This is a genomic window from Thermincola ferriacetica (genome assembly GCF_001263415.1).
In the GTDB taxonomy this organism is placed as follows: domain Bacteria; phylum Bacillota; class Thermincolia; order Thermincolales; family Thermincolaceae; genus Thermincola; species Thermincola ferriacetica.
In genome coordinates this window covers 15,000-37,156 of record NZ_LGTE01000019.1, presented here as the reverse complement: position 1 = coordinate 37,156, position 22,157 = coordinate 15,000, and the positions used below count along the sequence as shown (strand labels likewise).

The 22,157-nt window shown below is 47.2% G+C and carries 26 protein-coding genes; all 26 read right to left on the bottom strand.

Annotation, left to right across the window (positions count from 1 at the left end):
- Positions 1-8: 8 nt before the first annotated feature.
- The 26 genes from Tfer_RS11650 to Tfer_RS11535 all read right to left on the bottom strand — a co-directional run bounded on the left by Tfer_RS11650 (position 9) and on the right by Tfer_RS11535 (position 22,140).
- Entirely contained in the window at positions 9-1,679 is a 1,671-nt protein-coding gene (locus tag Tfer_RS11650) for a propanediol/glycerol family dehydratase large subunit (protein WP_052218561.1), read from the bottom strand.
- Positions 1,680-1,735: 56 nt separating this feature from the next.
- Positions 1,736-2,524: a propanediol utilization microcompartment protein PduB gene (gene pduB, locus Tfer_RS11645; protein ID WP_052218560.1), complete on the bottom strand. Its 789-nt coding sequence runs from the start codon at positions 2,522-2,524 to the stop codon at positions 1,736-1,738.
- A gap of 29 nt (positions 2,525-2,553) precedes the next feature.
- A complete protein-coding gene (gene eutM / locus Tfer_RS11640) occupies positions 2,554-2,832 on the bottom strand; it encodes an ethanolamine utilization microcompartment protein EutM (protein ID WP_052218559.1) in 279 nt (92 codons plus the stop codon).
- A gap of 222 nt (positions 2,833-3,054) precedes the next feature.
- Positions 3,055-4,641 carry a response regulator transcription factor gene (locus Tfer_RS11635; RefSeq protein ID WP_052218558.1) on the bottom strand — a complete coding sequence of 529 codons (1,587 nt, stop codon included), beginning with the start codon at positions 4,639-4,641 and terminating at the stop codon, positions 3,055-3,057.
- On the bottom strand, positions 4,634-5,887 hold the full coding sequence (locus Tfer_RS11630) for a sensor histidine kinase (protein WP_052218557.1): 1,254 nt from the start codon (positions 5,885-5,887) through the stop codon (positions 4,634-4,636). Before Tfer_RS11630 ends, Tfer_RS11635 begins: the two co-directional genes overlap by 8 nt.
- A 77-nt stretch (positions 5,888-5,964) precedes the next feature.
- Positions 5,965-7,179: an acetate/propionate family kinase gene (locus Tfer_RS11625; RefSeq protein ID WP_052218556.1), complete on the bottom strand. Its 1,215-nt coding sequence runs from the start codon at positions 7,177-7,179 to the stop codon at positions 5,965-5,967.
- A gap of 137 nt (positions 7,180-7,316) precedes the next feature.
- On the bottom strand, positions 7,317-7,757 hold the full coding sequence (locus tag Tfer_RS11620) for a DUF1097 domain-containing protein (protein ID WP_052218555.1): 441 nt from the start codon (positions 7,755-7,757) through the stop codon (positions 7,317-7,319).
- A gap of 206 nt (positions 7,758-7,963) precedes the next feature.
- Complete coding sequence (locus Tfer_RS11615) at positions 7,964-8,869, bottom strand: urease accessory protein UreD (protein WP_052218554.1); 906 nt, start codon at positions 8,867-8,869, stop codon at positions 7,964-7,966.
- Positions 8,863-9,498 carry an urease accessory protein UreG gene (gene ureG, locus Tfer_RS11610; protein ID WP_052218580.1) on the bottom strand — a complete coding sequence of 212 codons (636 nt, stop codon included), beginning with the start codon at positions 9,496-9,498 and terminating at the stop codon, positions 8,863-8,865. The genes Tfer_RS11615 and ureG overlap by 7 nt, the downstream gene beginning before the upstream one ends.
- Before the next feature lie 107 nt (positions 9,499-9,605).
- Complete coding sequence (locus Tfer_RS11605) at positions 9,606-10,322, bottom strand: urease accessory protein UreF (RefSeq protein ID WP_013119503.1); 717 nt, start codon at positions 10,320-10,322, stop codon at positions 9,606-9,608.
- A complete protein-coding gene (locus tag Tfer_RS11600; RefSeq protein WP_427916564.1) occupies positions 10,288-10,740 on the bottom strand; it encodes an urease accessory protein UreE in 453 nt (150 codons plus the stop codon). The genes Tfer_RS11605 and Tfer_RS11600 overlap by 35 nt, the downstream gene beginning before the upstream one ends.
- 36 nt (positions 10,741-10,776) lie before the next feature.
- Positions 10,777-12,495, bottom strand: a complete 1,719-nt coding sequence (gene ureC / locus Tfer_RS11595; RefSeq protein ID WP_152909045.1) for an urease subunit alpha — start codon at positions 12,493-12,495, stop codon at positions 10,777-10,779.
- 20 nt (positions 12,496-12,515) lie between these two features.
- Complete coding sequence (gene ureB / locus Tfer_RS11590; RefSeq protein WP_052218553.1) at positions 12,516-12,908, bottom strand: urease subunit beta; 393 nt, start codon at positions 12,906-12,908, stop codon at positions 12,516-12,518.
- Positions 12,909-12,918: 10 nt separating this feature from the next.
- Positions 12,919-13,221 (bottom strand): urease subunit gamma, encoded by a 303-nt coding sequence (ureA, locus tag Tfer_RS11585; RefSeq protein WP_013119499.1) that lies wholly within the window; start codon positions 13,219-13,221, stop codon positions 12,919-12,921.
- 128 nt (positions 13,222-13,349) lie between these two features.
- Positions 13,350-14,045, bottom strand: coding sequence for an urea ABC transporter ATP-binding subunit UrtE (urtE, locus tag Tfer_RS11580; protein WP_052218552.1), 696 nt, complete (start codon positions 14,043-14,045; stop codon positions 13,350-13,352).
- Positions 14,032-14,790, bottom strand: a complete 759-nt coding sequence (gene urtD, locus Tfer_RS11575) for an urea ABC transporter ATP-binding protein UrtD (RefSeq protein ID WP_052218551.1) — start codon at positions 14,788-14,790, stop codon at positions 14,032-14,034. Before urtD ends, urtE begins: the two co-directional genes overlap by 14 nt.
- Positions 14,750-15,892, bottom strand: a complete 1,143-nt coding sequence (gene urtC, locus Tfer_RS11570) for an urea ABC transporter permease subunit UrtC (protein ID WP_052218550.1) — start codon at positions 15,890-15,892, stop codon at positions 14,750-14,752. The genes urtD and urtC overlap by 41 nt, the downstream gene beginning before the upstream one ends.
- A 39-nt stretch (positions 15,893-15,931) precedes the next feature.
- On the bottom strand, positions 15,932-16,837 hold the full coding sequence (gene urtB, locus Tfer_RS11565; protein ID WP_052218549.1) for an urea ABC transporter permease subunit UrtB: 906 nt from the start codon (positions 16,835-16,837) through the stop codon (positions 15,932-15,934).
- Positions 16,838-16,966: 129 nt separating this feature from the next.
- Complete coding sequence (urtA, locus tag Tfer_RS11560; RefSeq protein WP_052218548.1) at positions 16,967-18,226, bottom strand: urea ABC transporter substrate-binding protein; 1,260 nt, start codon at positions 18,224-18,226, stop codon at positions 16,967-16,969.
- A gap of 1,166 nt (positions 18,227-19,392) precedes the next feature.
- A complete protein-coding gene (locus tag Tfer_RS16605; RefSeq protein ID WP_160315562.1) occupies positions 19,393-19,566 on the bottom strand; it encodes a hypothetical protein in 174 nt (57 codons plus the stop codon).
- Between the two features lie 46 nt (positions 19,567-19,612).
- Positions 19,613-19,846, bottom strand: a complete 234-nt coding sequence (locus Tfer_RS11550; protein WP_052218546.1) for a hypothetical protein — start codon at positions 19,844-19,846, stop codon at positions 19,613-19,615.
- A gap of 185 nt (positions 19,847-20,031) precedes the next feature.
- Positions 20,032-20,163, bottom strand: coding sequence for a DUF6920 family protein (locus Tfer_RS17145; protein WP_282432070.1), 132 nt, complete (start codon positions 20,161-20,163; stop codon positions 20,032-20,034).
- 30 nt (positions 20,164-20,193) lie between these two features.
- A complete protein-coding gene (locus Tfer_RS17325) occupies positions 20,194-20,346 on the bottom strand; it encodes a hypothetical protein (protein ID WP_427916565.1) in 153 nt (50 codons plus the stop codon).
- The gene (locus Tfer_RS16955) at positions 20,283-21,170 is read right to left on the bottom strand and encodes a Wadjet anti-phage system protein JetA family protein (RefSeq protein ID WP_052218545.1); all 888 of its coding nucleotides are present in this window, start codon (positions 21,168-21,170) and stop codon (positions 20,283-20,285) included. The genes Tfer_RS17325 and Tfer_RS16955 overlap by 64 nt, the downstream gene beginning before the upstream one ends.
- Positions 21,171-21,380: 210 nt before the next feature.
- Positions 21,381-21,740, bottom strand: coding sequence for a type VII toxin-antitoxin system MntA family adenylyltransferase antitoxin (mntA, locus tag Tfer_RS11540; RefSeq protein ID WP_052218544.1), 360 nt, complete (start codon positions 21,738-21,740; stop codon positions 21,381-21,383).
- A gap of 64 nt (positions 21,741-21,804) precedes the next feature.
- Positions 21,805-22,140 carry an SWIM zinc finger family protein gene (locus tag Tfer_RS11535; RefSeq protein ID WP_052218543.1) on the bottom strand — a complete coding sequence of 112 codons (336 nt, stop codon included), beginning with the start codon at positions 22,138-22,140 and terminating at the stop codon, positions 21,805-21,807.
- Positions 22,141-22,157 lie beyond the last annotated feature (17 nt).

The window sequence follows — 22,157 nt, the reverse complement described above, 5'->3', positions numbered from 1 at the left end:
CCTTTAATTTAAATACCGAGTTTTTCCGGACTGAGGGCCCTTTCAATGTTTTTGATTTCTTCCCAACGCTCGGGGCTCAGCCGGTAACCTGTTCCCGGGCCGCGGTAATCGTTAGGATTATTTACGGCGCTTAACACGTTAAAATTCTTATCAAAAATTGCCGATGTATGCAAATAGTCCCCTGATACCCTTTGTTTCAAGAGGTTCAGCAGGTTTTCAGCCACATCATGGAAGTTATGCTTGGCCAGGGCTTTAACCACATCCAGACCGGTAATATTGCCCCGCATCAGCGCTTCAGCGGCCTTCAGGTCTTCAGGAATATTGCGTTTGATAATGTCTTTGCTACCGTGGGCATAGGTAGCAGCTTCCACCTCTTCGTCGGTGATAAGGGGTAACCCCAGTTCCCTGAATACTGCCTGCAGAGCCCTGGCGGCCTTGTTTCTTACCGCAATAATTTCCTCTTCTTTTACCGGCCGGAGACCCCCATCTACCATTAGGTCCCTCTGCAGGAGCAGGTAATCATCGAAGTCTTCACAGTCAAAGTTAGACCCGGCAAACATATTGTCATAATTTGGTACTGCGCTGTAACCCGAAAAGATAAAGTCTGTTCCCGGCAGCATCTGCATCAACATCCGGGCCGTTCTCCTGATGTCCGAATGGGAGAATGTCTGGTCGTTGCCGGAAGCTACTTCCAGGTCCAGCATAGTGGTAATCAGGTTTTCCGCCAAAACAGCCCTGATGCCCGACGGAACAGCGCCCGGGATGCCGATACAACTGATAGAACCGTTCTGTAATCCCTGGACGCCGGCCCCTTTGGTAATCATGATACACCTGGTCTCCAGGTAAAGCATTGACTTACCCTCGGCGTAGCCCATTTGCACTTCGGAACCGGTACCGGAAGTAAATCTCATTTTCAGACCCCGGGATGCGTAAGCGGACGCCAAAAAGGCTTTGGACCAGGGAGTGTCGTCACCGTCTACAAAAACCTGCTCTGTTCCGTATACCGAAACCGTTTCGGCATAGCTGGTAAAACCTTTCATGCCCAGCATCAGCTCAGTTGCTTCTTCAACGGCGCATTGGGTAATAACGCCCCCCCTGCCGGTCTGGGAACCTACTAATATGGCCAGGGCGTTTAAAGGCGCGTAACGCACTACAGCAACAGTAGTCTCCATTTCATCAAAGCCTCTGGCAGCAGCTTCTGCCGCGTCGGCAGCCAGGAGTACGGGGTTGTCTTGCAGGTTGGTAACATGACACTGGTTAGAAGGAGTTTTCCGGGCCCGCATCTTTTGCAGAGCCATCATCATTTCAACCACGTTAAGCTGGCTGACTACTTCCACAATTTTAGCTGGGGTCATGCCTCTGGTGAGCTTAATTATCTCTTCCCGCGAACAGTTGATATCCACCAGCAACCGGGCAATTTCCGTAGAATCCATGTTCATTACCTTTTCTGCCACAGATACATCAATAGCGTAATCAGCAATAAATTGGTCTATCATATCAAATTCTTCCGCCGGCTTGCCATCCAGTTCAACGACAACGCCATCCCTTATTTTAATTCCCGGTTTAGGGTCATTGGGACTGTTCATGGCAATTAAACCAACCTCCGGCCATTCCTGAACAAGACCGTCCTGGTTAACAGGCCTGGCTTCGAGAACTTCAAATCTCTTTGAACGGCGCATCTGTCAATGCCTCCTTTTTACTAGTTACTTTTTTAAACGCCTGTTACGGTTTGCATTTATATATAAGGTTGCGTAAGGGACTTGCAGGGGCCGCCCAACGCTGATAACAATTGCAGTCCTACTTCACGCGCAGCTATCAGCGCCTGTCTTACGGCGCCGGAATCACCACTGAAGGCGAGGATAGATTCGTTAGTATGGCTGGTTGTACTGGGGCTAAGGTAGGAGATCACTTCAATTTCGGCCGCTTTTACCGCCGTATCACATAAAAGCACGCCTATTGCCGCGGGGGCGCCGACCAGCAAACCGAAAGCCTGCCCAACAGGAGCATTAAAGGCTTTTTGAATAGCGTAACTGGCCCTGGCCGTATATTGGAATTCCAGATGTCCGGCGCTGTTGACATAAACGTCTCCCATGGTCCGGTTCAAATCTTTTAACGCCACTTCCACAGCCCTCCGGGCATCAGATACTTCCTCGGCGCCAAAAATGATCAAAGAGCCGTGGCCCGCTCCACCTTCAGTATCCCTGGGCAGTTCAATGGCTACAACCTCGGTATTGGTAGCCTTAACCGCTTCGTCAGCAGCCATTATTTGCGGGCCGGCTCCGGTCCGACCGCCAAAAATACCGATAGACCGGTATTTTTTGTCCAGGCCCATTTTTTCATGCAGTTCACTGTCTACATTAGCGATTACCAGGCCGATGGTATTGCCTATTGCAGTACCCACAAACTCAGTCAGTTTGCAGTTTTCAGTTACTTTTTCCAACACCGGAGCCTCAGGTTTGGCCATATCCTGAGCTACTTTTTTCATAACTTCGTTCAACACTTTTTCCACCAGTTGATCACTCACAGTTTGTACACCTCCAAAGCGTTATGTGATTACTCCAGTTTCGGTAAGATTTTTTCAACATCAGTATGGGGTCTGGGTATTACATGCACAGATACCAGTTCCCCGACTTTCTGGGCGCTGGCCGCTCCCGCATCAGTAGCCGCTTTAACAGCGCCTACATCACCCCTGACCATAACGGTTACCAGACCGGACCCGATTTTTTCGTAACCGATTAATACAACATTGGCTGCTTTGCTCATAGCATCCGCAGCTTCAATGGCCGCCACCAGACCCTTTGTCTCCACCATCCCCAGCGCTTCATAGGACATTATTTCACCCCCTGTTCCCACATGTTCTATCAAAAATTTAATCAACGGAGATGATCACGTGATTAGATTTCTCTGCTCTGGGCCATTCTCTTCTGGATTATCCGAGAGTGCGTCTGGACAGGTTTGACTCTTCCAAACAGGGCAAAAAAAATAATCCAGCCTGCTTTATGCAAACTGGACTATTTTGTCCTTCTACTATCTTTTCTTGACTTTTTATGAAATTCAGGGCCTTTTCCTGGCGTATTCACTGGGTGGTATGCCTTCCAACCTGCAAAAGACCCGGCTAAAGTAATTGGCATCAGCAAAACCTACCTTCCTGGCTGTAAGTGAAACAGACAAACCTTCTTCTTTCAATAAAATCTTGGCCCGCTCAATACGTCTCCTGGTTAAATATTCAATAAAGGTTATCCCTGTTTCCTTTTTAAACAGCCTGCTAAAATACTGGGGATTCAGGTAAACCACCCCGCATATGTCTTCCAGGGTTATGTTTTTGTGCAGGTTTTGTTCAACATAGTCCTGCACCTGTTTAATTACCCTGTTGGATGACAGCTCCCAGGTCTTTTTAACCAGCATGGTAACTTCAGCAAAACCCTTCTGCATCCATCCCTTTAGCTCCTCTAACTGGTTGAGTTCCAATAGTTCGTTTACCAGGTTTGAATTTATTCTGACTAACTCCTCGGCATCAGCCCTTGCATCTGCGGCCACCCTGCACAGGACCCCAAGCAGTTGGAGGCACCGCGCTTTTGCCCAGATCAGATTGCCGCTACAAGAGCGGAAAATTGCCTGGTAAAGTTCCTGAACACATTCACCAATCCCCTCACAGTTTCCCTGGAGGACCAGTTCGGCCAATTTCTTTTCTGCCCCCAGGGAATATTCAGGAATGTTGTTGTAATACCTGACACACTCACTTATATGCAACACCGAATTTTTGCCTTGCAGGAGGTTGGCCAGGTTTACGGCGCTGCAGGCTTCCCGGTATGACTTATATAAATCAGCAAAGTCATGATAAACCCATCCGATACCAATACAGCTATCCAACCCTGTTTCCTGGGCAACCTGCTGCTGTAAATTATAAGCCATTTCCTTCATATCCTGCAGGGTTAATTCAACCTGTTCCATGTTATGACCCCACAGGAATGCGATACGGTCCATTCCTACGGGTACTACAAAGGCAAAAGGAATATCTGCCAAAAAATCTTTGATGGATTTACATGCCTGTTGGATAGGCCTGGGGTTATTTGGGCTTTTAATAGAAATGACCATTACCAGAGCGCTCTTAAATTCAAAATTCAGATATTCGTTCTTGTCCCGGAATCCTTCTTTATTATAAAAATTACCGTAAAGCAGGTCATAAACCAGGGCGGTCTGAATCATCGGCCTGGATTGCCGGAGTTCCTGCTGCAGTTGTTCATGTTCAGTCATTTTCCGCCGTTCGTACTCCAGGCTCTCCATTACTTTACGGCATGTTTCTTCCAGTATATCGGGCCTGACAGGTTTCAACAGATAATCAGCAGCTCCCATCTGTAAGCCTTTCCGGGCGTACTCGAACTGGTCATACGCTGTAAGAAATACAACCCGGCACTTGGGGTTTGTCTCAAGAATTTTTTTTGCTGCCTCCAGGCCATTCATTCCAGGCATCTGGATATCCATAAATATCAGGTCCGGCTTTTGTTCAGCGGCTTTACTCACCGCTTCCGCACCATGTCCTGCTTCAGCAACACATTTAAAGGGCAAACTGCGCCGCTCCATTATTACCTGAATAGCTTTTCGTTCCAACTGTTCATCGTCAACTACCATGAAACTATACATCGTTTTCGACCTCTTCCGGTAAAGGGCATTTCAGCAAAATCCTGGTTCCCTTTGCTATTTCGCTGTGTATTTCATAAGAAAATTTTTCGCCAAAATAATGGGACAACCTTTTTATAACATTGGTGAAACCTATTCCCGTGGTATGGCCGCGCCCTGTTTGAGCGGCCAATGAGTGACAGATTTCCTGCAATCGCTGTTCGGTCATCCCCATGCCATTATCCTCTACTGTAATCCTGACTATGGAGCCTTCTTCCGCTGCGGCAATTCTGATATTCCCTCCTTCAATCTTAGGTTCCAGGCCATGGACTATAGCATTTTCGACCAGAGGCTGCAAAGTCAGGATTGGCAGCTTCAGTCGTGCCGCTTTCTCTGAAATGTCAATTTCTGATTTCAGCCGGTCTCCATACCGGTACTGTTGTATCATCAAATACTCTTCTACATGTTTTACTTCATCCAGCAGAGTAACTTCCTGTTCTATCCTGCGCAGGGTATACCGGAGCAGGTGGGCCAGGGCATAAGACACCTTTTCAGTTTCTTCGGCCCCTTCTATCATAGCCAGTCTTACAATAGTATTTAACGTGTTAAACAAAAAATGAGGATTCACCTGTGACTGGAGGGCTTTCAATTCCATGGTTTTTAAGTCGTTTTCCAGACGGATTCGGGAAGCTTCCTCCTGCATCAGTTCCATGTTTTTTTGATTAACCAGTTTTTCATTCAACGAGTTAATGCCTATCTGCACAATATACTGGGCCATTATCTGGAGTAATCCGGCTGCAGCCTCAAACCTAACAGTAGACATAACCGGCAGTTCCTCTACCAACTTATCACCGTCCGGCAAGTTCCCGAGACAGTTAAACAAGTAGGCGGCCAGTTCTCGGTTTTTGGACGGTGACTTTTCCGGCAGGACCTGACCGCATAGTACAGACCCCAGGTGTTTTCCGTTAACTATTATGGGAGCTGCCAAATCCATTAAACCGGCATGGCAGTAAGCCATTACGGGTTTTTGCGACTGGCTGGCCATAAGGCCGAGCTTTGCGTCGGACTGCTGGCATTTCACCAAACCGCCCGGTGTAGACCTGATTAACTCACAAAACCTGGTAAAACAACTCGGCCTGGTAAGGGGATTACCGTCTTTGTCGGCTATAACCGCGGCCAGGCCCGTTGCCTGGGCAAATTTATCCTGAACTTCCTGCAGCACCTCTATGTCAATGATTTCAGTAAGACTTTCCACCCCGTATTCCTGCACAGGGACCCCCCCAGATAAAATGAACTGTGGCTTTAATTATAATTTTGGCCCCGGTCCTGAAAAATCCTTGTGGAAATTTATGAGGGAATAATTCTCTGGAGAATTATTTTTTGTGCATCCCGGGCTATCAGCAGTTCTTCATTAGTGGAAATGACCATTATTTTTACTTTTGAATCTTCAGCGGAAACAGTTATGGCATCGGGAGTTAAGTTTCTGCGCCGATCTAATTTTATTCCCATATGCTCCAACCCGGTGCAAATTTTCTCTCTTACCAAGGCAGAGTTTTCTCCGATACCTGCCGTGAAAATCAAGGCATCCAACCCTTCAAGCAAAGCATAATAAGAACCGATATACTTTTTAACAGACCTGCAGAATACCTGGATGGCCACATCACATAGGTGATTTCCTCCGGCAGCCGCCTGCTCCAAATCCCGGAAATCACTGCTGACCCCGGAAATGCCGTAAACGCCACTCTTCTTGTTTAATACTTCCATAACCCCGTCAAGAGACATGTTTTCTTTTTTCACTAAAAATTCAATAATGGCGGGGTCAATAGTGCCGCTCCGGCTGCCCATCGGAAGGCCTTCCAGCGGTGTAAAGCCCATACTGGTGTCAATGGAACGACCTTCTTTAATGGCGCATATACTGGACCCGTTCCCCAGATGGCAGGAAATAAGCTTTAACCGGTCAAGAGGCTTATTTAAAAGCTCAGCGGCCTGCTCTGCCACATAGCGATGTGAACTGCCATGAAACCCGTAACGGCGGATTTTATGCTTTTGGTAGTATGCATATGGTATAGCATAAAGGTAAGCCTCTTCCGGCATAGTCTGGTGAAAGGCCGTATCGAATACGGCCACCTGAGGCGTACCCGGCATCAACCGCATACATTCCTCTATACCTGTTACATTCGCCGGATTATGCAGGGGGGCCAGCGAAATACAATCTTTAATTCCCCTTAATACTTCTTCGGTAATAAGGGTCGCGGCTGTGAAGAGTTCGCCCCCGTGGGCGACCCGGTGTCCCACAGCATTAATGGTACTAATATCGGAAATAACCCCGTAATCCCGTTGGGTTAAGGCCTTTAAAACAGCCTCCAGGGCATTGGCATGGGAAGCATAAACCTGGCTGTCAGTAAATTCAATAGGTTCTTCGGTTCCCCGGTAGTATTTAAACTTCCCGCCGCTTAACCCAATACGCTCTACAAGGCCCCTGGCCAAAACCTCTTCTGAACGCATGTCAAATAACTGAAATTTTAACGAAGAACTGCCACAATTTACTACTAAAACAACCATTCCCATTAACTCCTTTGCTCATTTTTATTTTACTCAATATTTCTCTTTTGATATTAACTTCACCTTCTGCCAACCGACATAAATTAGTAAAGGGCACTGGATTGCGCAGCGCCCTTTTGGCCCTAATTAATTATGGATTATTCTAAGTTAGGCTTTTGGAAATACTTTGGCAGCACCGCCGATACCCAGCCAAGTACTGTTCCGAAAACAAAAGGAATCACCGCCGCCACAATATCCCCATTGGCACCAAAATAGACTGCACAACCGGCAAAAGCCGCAGGTGTAAAGGAAAATAATTTAACAGGCATGACCATAACCATGATGATAGCGATAACAGTTACACCAACAGCCACAAACCAGGCTCCGGGAATCAGGGCAGCGCCTTTGACAACGGCCAGACCAAGAACCATACCCAGTAAACCGGGGCCAAGGACTTTTTTCACTGACTCATTGTCTCCTCCTGCCGCAAAAAACAGAGCCCAACCCACAAACGCCGGCCAGGTTAGAATTTGAAAACTCCCAGAAACAAAAGTCCAAATGCCGGCTAAAATTCCGATACTTAATGCAAGCGGCAACATATTTAAAACCTCCCTTGAAATAGATGCGGGAACGCCCTGAGCAGACTGCAACCTCCTTTCTTCCAGGCGGCCCTATTCCTTTTAGCTGCTTAATTCTCCGCAATTTCAAGGTTTCTTCTGGATTTTTTCAGTTATCATCTGGAGTAATTTGACTTGTGAATAGAGTACGCTGCTTTTTCCCTTAATACCCTTGCGTATAAAGTTACTTAATACTTCCTGACATGGGGCCTTGGCAAACCAATAATCGCACGGCGAGCAATGTCCCAACAGGATTTAACGGCCTCTTCAACCTGGTCTGCTCTTCTTCCCAGCAGCCGTACCACAATACCGTTTTTAACTGTAAGTGAAGCGCTGCCCATAACATCCTTTTGTTCGAGCAGCCTCTCATGTAAATTGTCAGCCAGGCCCTGACATACTTTTTCAGAAAATATAAAGAGGCTCCCCTGGTGAGTAAAGCCGTCGCAAATGCCAAGCGAAGCAATATCGTTCTGCCTGGGACTCAGGCACCAGTTATCCCACAGTACCGGCTCCCCATCCCAGTAAACCCTGGTTTTTGAACGGTAATACTCATATTGAAAAACCTCGTTGCGCTTGATTCTGCCCGGGGTCACTATTTCGGACAGGAAGGCCGTACAGCCTTTTGTCAAATGGACTTCCGTATCCCCTACAAACTTTGATCCAGCAAAGGGGATTGACGGGTCGGGAAAATACTCGAAAAGGGCATCTCTGCCAAGGCTGAATAAATTGTATTGTGCAGCACAATATTGAGGTGTACGGTATATCCTGGTGGCCGACTGGGTCGACATGAACAGCCGCCCGCCGGGTTCGATTTCTACTTCCTGGCGATATACGTCCCCCTGGAGCATGCCGCCAGAGGGGTTCATCTGGTAAATAAAGATTTCACCCGACTCCGGCTCCAGATAGAAAGGTTTGGCTATCTTCAGAGGCGCCTTGTTGTACGCGTCTAATATCACTGTTCTCCCGTTTTTTACGCCAAGACGCAGCATCAGTTCACCCTTGTCGCCGTATTGCAGTTTCACAATATTGCTCTGCCTGGTCACCCCGGGTATGACAGAATCTGTTCCGGGCGTTTGTAAATTGGGTTTTAACATGCCAGGTCCTCCAGTAAAGCGTGCTTTTTGATCCAAGATATTACCTCATTGAGGCCCTCTTCTGTAAACAAATTGGTAAATATGAAGGGACGCTGCCCCCTCATCTTCCGCGAATCCCGTTCCATTACTCCCAGGTCGGCCCCTACGTATGGGGCCAGGTCAATCTTATTGATTACCAGCAGGTCTGATCTTGATATGGCCGGCCCGCCTTTCCGCGGGATTTTGTCACCCTCGGATACGTCAATGACAAAAATGAACAAGTCCACCAGTTCGGGGCTGAAAGTGCCAGAAAGGTTGTCACCGCCGCTTTCCACAAAGATAATGTCAAGGTCGGGAAACCTGTTTGAAAGTTTGTCGATTGCCTCCAGGTTCATGGAAGCATCTTCGCGGATAGCAGTATGGGGGCATCCCCCGGTTTCCACGCCGATGATCCTGTCCGCCGGCAGAACCCCGTTGCGAGTAAGAAATTCAGCGTCTTCCTTTGTATATATATCGTTGGTCACTACAGCCAGGCTGTACTCCTTGTGGAGGCGGCGGGTCAGTTTTTCTATTAAGGCGGTTTTTCCCGAACCAACAGGCCCCCCGATGCCTATTCTTACAGGCTTTAAATGATGTGCTAGCTGACTCAAATTAACCACTTCCTCTACAAAAAATTTAAAATTGTTCAACCAATTGATAACCGACAAATATATAAGGCCCTTAATTTGTAGCCATGTAGAAAATCTGAATTTTAGGCCTATGACATAAAAAGCCGCGAATACAACCTCTCGTGCTGCATTGACCTGATCTCCAGGGCGGGGGCCGACGACCCTATATCCTCAAGTGAAAACTGCATGGCCTTCTTAGCTGTTTCAGCCATTAAATCCTGTAGTTGGGCCAGGACCCACTGGCCGTCATTTTGTCCCAAAGGTATTAATCGGACGGCATTGTTTATCATACTTGCGGTCACAGCATATACATAAGCCAGTGCCGCCTCTTTTATCCCAAATCCATAAACCTTCGCTACTATGCCATAGACTACCGCATGATTGCCAAAAGCTTGTCCGGAATCTATCAAATCACTCAACCGGACTAACCTTGAGTCCTCAATTAGCTTCATAACTGCCCGCAGCATCCGGGTACCCGTTTTAACACTTGCTTCACGGCTCTCCCTGGCCAGTTTTTGTGCTGAAAGTAGGTAGTCCAGTTTCAGGACCTTTTCCCACTCCTCATTTTCGACATATCCGTAAGCCAAAACCATGGCCAGGCAGTCTGAAGTGGCGGTGGATTCCAGCAGGTAAGCAGTAAGGAAGCGGGCCAATGTTTCTTTGGATGCCACCTGGCCCTCCTGCACATAAGTCTCTAACCCATAGGAATGCGAAAAGGCGCCGGTGGGAAAAAAACTGTCACTGATTTGTAGTAATGACAGTAAGCTTTGTTCAGTGATGGTGAGGTGATTCAGGCCGGAGGCCATGTTCCAACCTCCTCCTTTCAATTTTGACAGGGATATTCAGGCGTTCGAACAATTCCACTATTGTCTGGTCAAAAGGGACCAGGATCTGTTCCCCGCTCATATACAAGGGAGCATGCCGGTTCCCCAACTGGTAGCAAACCTGAGCCATCTCCGGCATATTTCTGGGTTCCAGCACAATGGCTTTCGTGGGCAGTACTTCAACAGCGATGACCCTTTCGGGCGTAAGGAAAAGGATATCGCCATGCCGCAACCGCCGTCTCCCTTCCACGGCAATCCCGATGTCGTTGCCCTTATCAGTGGTTTTGCATAGCAGCCTTTTATCCAGTTCAAACCATTCAAGGGCCACTTTTTCAATACGATGATCCGGTATGTCCAGGTCATGTAAGTTACCAAGTACTTCTTTAAATATCACAGTCATCACCTCTCTAACCGGGTGTGGAGATTAAAGTGGAGATTAAAACAGAAAGTATCTCTGGGCAAGCGGCAGTTCCTTCGCCGGCTCGCAGGTTAAAAGCTCCCCGTTGACCCTTACTTCATAGGTTTCCGGGTCAACGGTAATATCCGGCAGCGCATCGTTGTGGAGCATCTGCTTTTTAGATATGCTCCGGCAGTTCTTCACCGGCACAACCTCTTTTTCCAAGCCCAGCAGAGATTTAACACCATGGACAAAAGCGTATTCCGATACAAAGGTCAAACAGGTCCGGAACTTTGCTTTGCCCAGGGCACCGAACATAGGCCTGGAAAAGACGGGCTGCGGCGTAGGGATAGAGGCATTGGCATCGCCCATCTGGCTGTAGGCTATCATACCACCCTTGATCACTATTTCCGGCTTTACGCCGAAAAACCTGGGCTGCCACAGGACAATGTCAGCCAGTTTCCCGGTTTCAATAGAACCCACATACCTGCTGATCCCGTGAGTAACGGCCGGATTGATGGTGTATTTGGCAATATAACGCTTGGCCCGGAAATTATCATTCCTGCTGCTATCTTCAGGTAAAGGCCCGCGCTGTTTTTTCATCTTGTCCGCTGTCTGCCAGGTCCGGATAATAACCTCACCTACCCGGCCCATAGCCTGAGAATCAGAGCTGAACATACTGAAAACGCCCAGGTCATGAAGAATGTCTTCGGCGGCAATGGTTTCGGCCCTTATCCGCGAATCTGCAAAGGCAACATCCTCAGGTACTTTGCTGTCCAGGTGATGGCAGACCATCAGCATATCCAGGTGCTCGTCGACAGTGTTAATTGTAAAAGGGCGCGTAGGGTTTGTGGATGAAGGCAACACGTTCGGTTCGGCGGCAATCCTGATGATATCGGGGGCGTGGCCGCCACCCGCGCCTTCAGTATGGTAAGTGTGAATGGTCCGCCCGTTGATAGCGGCAATTGTATCTTCCACAAACCCGGCTTCGTTCAGGGTGTCGGTATGGATGGCTACCTGTACATCGTATTCATCGGCAACACGCAGGCACTTGTCAATGGCTGCGGGTGTGGACCCCCAGTCTTCATGAAGTTTTAAGCCCATAGCCCCGGACATAACCTGTTCGATCAAAGGGGCTGCAAAAGAACAGTTGCCTTTGCCCAGAAAACCCATGTTCACCGGAAACTCTTCCGCGGCTTCCAGCATCTTATGAATATTCCAGGCTCCCGGGGTGCAGGTAGTGGCATTGGTCCCTGTTGCCGGACCTGTGCCCCCGCCAATCATGGTTGTGATTCCGGAGGCAATGGCCGTTTCTACCTGCTGCGGGGAAATAAAGTGAATGTGGGTATCTATCCCCCCGGGTGTTACAATCATCCCTTCCCCGGCAATAACTTCCGTAGCAGCCCCCACAACCATACCGGGGTCAACCCCGTCCATCAGGTTAGGGTTCCCAGCCTTGCCTATACCGACAATTCTTCCGTCACGGATACCGATATCGGCCTTAACAATACCCCAGTGGTCGAGGATCAGTGCATTAGTGATGACCAGGTCCAAAACCCCCTCTTCCCTGGTGGCGTTCGGGGACTGGCCCATCCCGTCCCGCAGTACCTTACCCCCGCCGAATTTGCACTCGTCTCCGTAAACCGTAAAATCGCGTTCAACTTCAATGATAATATCAGTATCAGCCAGGCGCACCCTGTCTCCCACCGTAGGTCCAAACATATCGGCATACTCCCGGCGCGTCATTTTCAAACTCATTATTTTCTCACCTCTTCAAGCTACTTTTTGCCAAGGCAGGGTTTTTGCGCACCCTTAAATTTCCCTCTAACCGCCTTTTCAATGGCGCAGTCCGCCGTCGCCGCGGAACGGACCGCCCCCTCAGTCAGGCCGTTAAGCCCGTAGATTGTTTTTTTACCGCCAATTTCCACCAGTGTAACATCCTTTTCTTCTCCGGGTTCAAACCTCACGGCAGTCCCCGCCGGAATGTTGAGCCGCATCCCCAAAGCCTTGGCCCTGTCAAATTCCAGGAACTTATTCACCTCAAAGAAATGAAAATGTGAACCTACCTGTACCGGCCTGTCACCCGTATTGGCAACGGTAATCTGCACCGTTTTCCTGCCCTTGTTTGCTTCAATCTCACCTTCACCCAAAATATACTCTCCAGGTATCATAGATCCTCACCTACCTTATCGGATTATGTACTGTTACCAGTTTTGTGCCGTCAGGAAAAGTAGCTTCCACCTGTATTTCATGAATCATTTCACTGACGCCTGGCATAACGTCTTCGCTGGTTAAAATCTGGGCGCCATACTGCATAAGTTCGGCAACGGTTCTGCCGTCCCTGGCCCCTTCCTGAATAGCCGATGTAATAATTGCCACCGCCTCGGGGTAGTTCAGCTTGAGTCCCCTTGCTTTCCGCTCCCAGGCCAGTTGGGCAGCCAAGTAAACCAACAGTTTTTCCTGCTCACGGGGAGTCAAACGCATAACTTGTCACTCCTAACCAGATAAGATTGCACGTATTGTTCAGGTATAACCAAAAAGATTGCCGTATTCAACAGAATAACTCAGTCAAAAAGAATACCATTTTTTTAAAAGTCAATGTATTATTCGGGTCAAACGGTCAGGTAATTCTTGACCATGTCCTCGTTCATTTCCTTTACAGGTCCCTGGGTTACAATGGACCCTTTTTCCATTACATAGTAGTAATCTGCCAGTTCCAACACAAACTCTAGGTATTGTTCCACCAGCAGGATGGAAACGTCGCTTTTTTCGCGAATGACCTTGATTGCCTTGGCAATATCTAGAATGATAGAAGGCTGAATACCTTCCGTCGGTTCATCCAGAATCAGCATCTTTGGGCGGGAAACCAGGGCCCTGGCAATTGCCAACTGCTGCTGCTGCCCGCCGCTTAAGTCTCCGCCTTTTCGGTTCAGCATTTCTTTTAAAGCCGGAAACATTTCAAAAACGTCATCCGGGATGCCCTTCTTTTTTTCAGTTCCTGCTTCCAGGCCCAGCAAAAGGTTTTCTTCAACTGTCAAAAGGGGAAAAATATCCCGTCCCTGGGGTACGTAACCTATGCCTGCTTTAGCCCTTTTATCAGGGGTCTTTCTGGTAATGTCTTTCCCGCTGAACTCAATCTTTCCCGTTTTCGGCCGCAGCAGGCCCATTACTGTCTTAAGCAACGTTGTTTTACCCACACCGTTTCTGCCCATCAGGCAAACTACCTGTCCGGCCGGAACCCGCAGGTCAACATCGCGAAGGATAATGCTTTCATCATAGTAAACATTCAAATTTTCAATGTTTAACATTTTCCCGCCCCCGTCCCAAGTAGACCTCAATCACTTTAGGGTCGCTCTGCACTTTATCAACGGTCCCCTCGCAAAGAATTTTACCTTCGTGCATAACTGTGACCTTTTGGGCAAAATTCCTCACAAATTCCATATCATGTTCGACTACCAGCACAGACCGGTTTTTGGCAATTTCCCGGAGTAGTTGTCCGGTTTTTTCAGTCTCTTTTTTGGTCATTCCGGCAACGGGCTCATCCAAAAGCAGGAGTTCCGGATCCTGTACCAGTTGCATGCCAATTTCCAGCCATTGTTTTTGCCCATGGGACAAGGAGCCCGCTTTGACACCAGCTTGATCGGCAAGACCGATGTTTTCCAGAGTAGCATTAATCTTTTCGGCCTGTTCAGCAGTCAGGTTGCGAAATAACGATGCCAAAATCCCCCGGTGTTTTTGTACGGCTAACTCAAGGTTTTCAAAAACAGTGAGGTTGTTGAAAACGGAGGGGGTTTGAAATTTTCTGCAGATGCCCATTTTTACGATTTCATGCTCACTCTTCCTGGTGATTTCGGTATTGTCGAAAATTACCCGCCCCTCGGTGAGCTTTGTTTTTCCGCAAATCACGTCCAGCAGGGTTGTCTTGCCTGCTCCATTGGGCCCTATAAGAAAACGAAGCTCGCCATACTCAATATAGGAATTCAGATTTTGGATGGCTTTGAACCCGTCAAAATCAACGGTAACGTTTTCCAAGTACAGTATCGTACCCGCCATATAACCTTCCCTCCTTTGTATTTATTGTCCCTGTCTGAACCGTATTTGTGTGCGTCCCGCTCGCTTCAAATCTTCCCCTGATCTTTTTAAGCAGTCCCATCATCCCATCGGGGAATAGTAAAACTACTCCAACAAACAAAGCCCCTATGAAATATGACCAGGCATCAGGAAAGGTTTCGCTGAAACTGCTTTTGGCCGCATTAACCAGGATTGCTCCCACAACAGCCCCCACCAGAGTACCGCGCCCGCCGACGGCGACCCAGACAGCCATTTCAATTGATGGTACTATACCCATCATGGCCGGGGAGATAATACCAACCTGGGTTACAAAAAGCGCGCCTGCAATCCCGGCCAGGGCAGCTGAAACAGCATAAACGAAAACCTTATACACTGTAGGATCATAACCTGTAAAGCGTACCCTATTCTCCCCATCCCGAATGGCCATTAAAATTCGGCCGAACCTAGCCCTGGTAAGTCCGCGGCAAAACAGGAAAGCTAACCCAAGAACCAATACGGTAACTGTGTAAAGTGTCATCTGAGTCTTGGAACTGGCCAGCGAAAAACCAAATATGGTCTTGTAGCTGGTCAGGCCGTTGGTTCCACCGGTATAGGGCTGCTGTCCGATGAAGAGGGTAACAAAAATAATGGCCAGAGCCTGGGATAAAATTGAAAAATACACTCCCTTAATCCTGTTTCGAAAGGTCAGGAACCCTAAGATAACGGCCAGAGTAACTGGCAAAATTATCGTCATGGGAACAGCAAACCAGGCATGTTGAAATGGCTTCCAGAACCAGGGAAGCTCTGTCAGGCCGCTCCAGGACATGAAGTCCGGAAGCTGCCCGCCCGATGCTTCTAATTTTAAATACATGGCCATACTGTAAGCTCCTAGCCCGAAATAGACTCCGTGGCCAAGGCTGAGGATTCCTGTGTATCCCCAGATGAGGTCAATTCCCAGGGCCAAGATGGCATAAGCCAGAAATTTTCCTAGTAGGTTAAGTCTGAACTCCGAAAGGGTCAATGGCGCTACAGCAAGCAACAGAAATGCCGTAAATACAAATAACCAATTTTCCCAGGATATGAGATGCTTACTTATTTTTCCCATAATCTCCCCTCCCTTTTAACTGTTAAGGGATTTCCCCGTTTAATCAAGAGCCCGCGTCCGGATTGAAAATAACCCTGCCGGCCTCAACTGCAGAAAAGCTATCACAATGGCAAAGACCAGGACCTTTCCAATTGACGCCGTTGTGCTATACTCCAACGCGGTATTTAGGATACCTATTGCCAACGCACCGGCTACAGTGCCAATGATTTTTCCTACACCGCCAAGAACAACAACCATAAATGCATCAACAATATAGTATGTACCTAGAGTTGGCCCAATAGACCCAAGCAATGTCAATGTGCAACCAGCAATACCCGCCAGCCCAGACCCCAGGGCAAAGGTATATGAGTCCACTTTGCGGGTGGGTACGCCAAGGCAGGATGCCATGTTGCGGTTCTGCATAACGGCACGAATTTTTCGCCCGTATCCCGACCGGTAAAAAAACAGATATATACCAGCCACACATATTAGTACCAGCCCAATAATAAATAAACGTTTATAAGGTAGCTGAAGGCCCGCTGTTACCTGGAGCCCTCCGTTAAGCCACTGGGGGCTGACCACATCCACATTAGGCGCGCCAAAAATATTGCGGGCTAACTGCTGGAGTATCATGCTGACTCCCCATGTGGCCAGCAAGCTGTCAAGAGGCCGGCCGTACAAAAACCTGATCAGCACATTTTCCAAAAGTAGCCCTAATAGTCCAGTGACTGCGAAAGCTAACGGGATGGCTACAATAAAATAAAGTCCAAATAACTCTTTCGGCAGGTATCTGCTAAATACCAATTGGGTGACATAGGCCACATAAGCTCCAATCATGATTAATTCCCCATGGGCCATGTTGATGACATTCATTAATCCGAAAGTAATGGAAAGGCCAAGAGCTATCAATAGAAGAATTGAACTTACGCTTATACCATTAAAGATCTGCAGTAACAACGTATCCAACTGTTCTCCCTCCCTTATGGTTCGATGGACCGGGATTGAAAAGGGGTACTGCCCCGCCACTCCTTAAATTAACCTGTACTTTTCAGCCAAGTTTCTAAAGGAGCAGGGGCAGCACCACCGGTGATATTACTACTGCCCAGCGCTCAAACCCTTAGCCCAATCGTAGCCTTTCAAGAACGGGTCTGGCTTGATAGGCCGGCCTGTACTCCATAATTCCTTGAACTGGCCGTCGGCCTGAACTTCTCCGATCCGGACCGTCTTCCAAGTGTGCTGGTTTTCAGGCTCAATTTTTACTAATCCTTCGGGAGCTTTGAATTCAATACCGCTCTTGGCAGCTTCCCTGACCTTGTCTACATCGGTGGAACCCGCTTTTTTCACTGCTTCAGCCCAAAGGTATACCCCAAAGTATCCTGCTTCTATAGGATCGTCGGTTACGCGGTCCTGACCATACTTAGCCTTATACTTTTCAACAAAAGCCTTGTTTTCGGGAGTATCGGTTGACTGGAAGTAGTTCCATACAGCCAAATGACCGGCCATATTTTGAGCGCCAATTCCCCTTATTTCTTCCTCAGCAGCGCTTACGGACATGACAGTGATATCTTTGGAAGTAATGCCTGCATCACGCAACTGCTTAAAGAATGCCACGTTGCTATCCCCGTTTAAGGTATTGAAGATAACTTTGGGTCTGGCGGTTTTAATCTTATTGATAATAGTACTGTAATCAGTATGGCCCAGTGGAGTGTATTCTTCGCCTACCAGGTTACCGCCTTCAGCCTTGAGCTGGGCCTTTATGATTTTATTGGCTGTACGGGGAAAAACATAATCGGAACCCAAAAGAAAGAAGTCTTTGCCCCTGTTTTTAATCAGCCAGCTTACTGCAGGTACAATTTGCTGAGTAGGCTCAGCCCCGGTATAGAAAATGTTCTTGGATGCTTCCAGTCCTTCGTATTGAACGGGGTACCATAACAATCCGTTATATTCTTCAACAACAGGCAGAACTGCCTTTCGGCTGGCGGAAGTCCAACAACCGAAAATGGCGGCCACTTTATCCTGCTGCAAAAGTTTTTTTGCTTTTTCTGCAAAAGTGGGCCAATCGGAAGCACCGTCTTCAATTATAGGCTCTATTTTCTTGCCTAACAGGCCGCCCGACGCGTTGATCTCCTCAATAGCCATTAATGTAGCATCCTTGACAGAAACTTCACTGATAGCCATCGTCCCACTCAAAGAGTGCAGAATGCCAACTTTAATCGTGTCTTCCGAACTCCGGGTAGACTTTTCACCCTCTTTATTCTCTTTCGTTTTACTGGCCCCACAACCCGTTACCAACAGGCCTAATGTCAGCAAAAGAACCATAATGGGTAACAACTGGTAAAAAAACTTCCTTTTCATATTATTTCTCCTCCTGTTAATTGATTTTGCTTTCAACGAAATTGATATTGTTTCCTGGTTAATCTACCACCTCCCTTCAAATTAAAAAAGACACTTAAAGCAAGGTTATTACACCCTACTAAAAGCGTCTTTGCTCGGCATCTTCTTTGGTGTTATCTATTTTGTTTTGAAAAATCCCCGGCTAAGTTTGTTAAAAAATTAAAGGCCTTTTCGACAATATTAATGTCGAAAAGGCCGCAATGCCTGGTATGCAACGTTGCACACTTATTATGGGGAATAGAAAAATTATGGGGAATAGAAAAACCGAAGGTAGCATGACCTCCGACTTTTACTTTGATAAACCTTATCAATAATTGATAGTAATAATAGGAATTGATAATAATATGCAAAATTATAATAGTCAATATACCCTGGGTATAATTTTTGAAAAATAATATAGTCGGCGTCAAACTATGTAATTTCATAATACAGTACAATGCTGGTATTGTCAACCCAGAAATCAAGTAATTTTTCCCAATAACTGACAATACAAATACAAGTCTTTAATATCATCTAGAAATCCGTTGCAAAACCGCTTAAATAATCTCCATTAACGACCGCTGTAAAAGCTACCTGCAAACCTGTTTTCGCTAATCCAATATACCGCGCCTTCAGCTTGCCGTGCCGAATCAGATGCGCATTTCCGTTTTACCAAAAGGCATCTACGGTAAAACTAACAAAATTCGTGGGTGGAGATTTCTTTGAAGATTTGCCTTCGTGTGTCTACCTCGGAATTAACATTTGCTATTCGTCATTTACTGTGTTTGGTACATTGCTCTCTTAGCGTACAGTGGTTGCATTTCTTAACCTGGAAAAAAGTAAGCCACAATTCCGTCTTTATTCTTGTATGTTTTACTGGTAGTCTCACCCGCCGGGCTACGAGAGATTTGGCTTTCAAAATTTATTATAAAATGATTTTTACTAAACTTTCCTGGTTTTTCACCAACCTTAATTTTCGATGTCACTGATAAACTTTCACCGGTCGTTCGTGAATGGCAGAACCGTCCTCTGCTAGGAAATCTGACAACCCGAATTCAAAACTGGGGCACAATCCTGGCCCTGACAGACATTTTTAAAAATGCCGGCTCCCTTTTTTAGGGACCCGGAATTTGTTATCGGATTACTTCCTATCTTTCCGGTAGTAACTCCGGAGTCTTCTTTTGAGCTGCTTCCGCTATTTCTTCATTCAGTTTTTCCGTCAGTTGCACACCTGAGGGTACACCGTAATCAGGGATATTGGTTTTCCCGATATATTTTCCGTGATCATAATTCTTTTTTTCTTTTTGTTTCCTGTCCTTCAAACAAAAACACTCCTTAAAAGTATTAGGCCCCTAACCCGCTCACACCCTATTCCGTATTTACGGGAGCCGCAATATCATTGTTTAAACCTCCAATGGGGGTATCCATTACCTCAGAAACGCTCTTTTCTCTTACAGCTTTCGCTATTCCTTCATCAAGGGCTATTCCCTGCAAATCTCCCATTTGCTGAATCATATCGGTGGCCTCGGTGATGCCGGGCATATATGTCTCATTTTTCTGGCTACCTTTATGCTTGGTAGTAGCAGGCGCTTTCCGAACCATTGGCTATCACCCCTCCTTTCGTTTCCCTTTCTAATATGTCTCCCTTTACGGTTTTTCATTAATAAAATAACAGGGCATTCTACACTTCCGGATAAATAGTTGGGTTATTATATTCAACATCGGTGGAAAGTATCTTTATATTCATATGTCCTTTGCCTTCTTTGATATTTATCCATTCCTGCAAACTACAGAAACGGGTTCATATTGACCCTGGCTTTCCAGATAAATCCCGGTTCATCAGCAGTGAAATACTGCTCAGCCTGAGCCTGCATCCATAGACCATCTTCCTTTATGCGCATCAAGCCTTGCTGTTTCAATTCACTATAAACCATTACGCAGCGTCAATGTTAATAGGTTTTTATTCCCTCCGGTATATCTTCCACACCCTGCTCCTCAATCCTTTGACGTAGCTTTTCATCCACAGCGCTGTTCATGTCTATAACATCGATTTTATATATTCCCGCCGCCTCATCCAAATCCAGCCATAGCCCGGCGGGCAGTTTTCCCTCACAGTAAACAGCCAGGTCGATGTCGGAGTTGTATTTATAGTCCCCCCGGGCGGCGCATCGGCAAACCGCCCCTTGCGGACCAGTTGTGCAGTAATTTTTTCAATAAGCTCCCCGTCAACCAGCCACTGGCGTAAAATCGAGAGAATCCTGGTGCGGAACCGGGGCACGCTGTCAAAGGTTTTGAGCGGGTGATATATCTTATCGGAGATTAACACCTGGTAGCGGTCAAAATGCTCCCGCAATACCTCTCTAACCTCCTCCTGTTCCTGGAGAGTAAGGTAATAGCTGCGCATGTTGTTGAGCAGGCTTTTCAGGCTATCCACCAGGCGGTCGGTTAAGCTGTAGGCGGCCATCAGCGCCTCCGCCACGTAGTCTCCTCTTTCCTCCTGGGCTTTGCTCAGATTGGAATAGGTGGAATATACCAGGGAATTGTATTCTTTGGGCCTGTCCTCGCTGATTTCATAAAGTACCTGCAGGATTTTCACGCTGTAGTCGGGCACCGCTATATATTCATCAACGGAATGAACCAGCGGGTCCAGCTCTATCCAGCCGGTGGCCAGGAGCCGGCGGACAAGCCAGTGGGCCCGGCCGGACAGGGAGTAATCATCCAGCTCTTCGCCTTCCTCCGCAGCCAGTTCAAACATGCGGTTTTCCAGAGTGGCGATAAGCATGTTGACCAGCTCTTCTTTTTTGATCATAAATTCCTGCTTATAACACCTGTAAACGACAAACAGAGCCTCCACGTATATCTCCCTGTTGGGAGAGGCCAGCAGGGAAAAAAAGTGAGGATTGCGAATAATCTTAAACAACTGCATGGTTTATCCCCGGTTCATCTTTGTTATTGTATACTTCGACATTTTACGGCCGAATCCTGTAAAACGTTTTGCAGATAAAGCGCCGGTTCAAACCCCGCATGGAAATAAAAACATTGGCACTATCAACCTCAAAAGAAGAAAGAGCCGTCTAGGCTCTATCCTGCAAAAACCTCCGCGTGAGCTATGGTTGCTCCGGCTGTTTTTTCCTTATCAACCATCGGTATAAGCCTCCTTGAGGGCTTTATCATACTCCCTGTAAAAATAATGCAGGTCTATGGCATAATCCTGGTAGAGGTCCATGACTTTTTCCATGTAATCACAGGTAGTTATATAATCCCGCTCGTAAATGATTTTCCCCTCCGAAATTGCCCGGAACTGCAGGTTCAGAGGGGCCTTGTTCAGATTGACCAGATCAACCCGGTCGGTGCCGAGAATTTCGGAAAGGCGGCTTAAAAATGCCGCTTCCTCCGCAATACCAAGTTTTTTGTCAAACAAAACAGCAAAGTCTATGTCGCTTAAGGCAGTCTGATATTCTGTGCCGTATGAAAGCCTCCCTGATTTTACCCCCATTCTATCAGTGAGTTGCCTTCATGTCAATGTCTGGAAATTGTCGAAGCTATCAGGTACTTATATCTCAAATATTGCCCTCCATTGGGATAATTAAGCCATTTTTCCGAAGGTTACGCTGGAAGGCTATCAATACTGCCACAATATGTTTGCAAATACCGTCATAACCGGCAAAAGCGGGGCAGTCACACCAACAACTGTATAAGTCGCCCTCCGGAGATAAAGTAATTTCCACATCATAGGGTTCTTTCCCCAGAACCGTCGCATAAACCGCAAGGTCTTCCACATCAAACGGGAGCCCCTTCACCCTGTTTTCCACATAGTAAGTGTATCCCCGCAGATAAACAGACGAACTGCGAGCATAATTCCTCATTTCGCTGTCAGCCAGGGAGATGTCCTTCATTCCAGGATTCCTCCCAG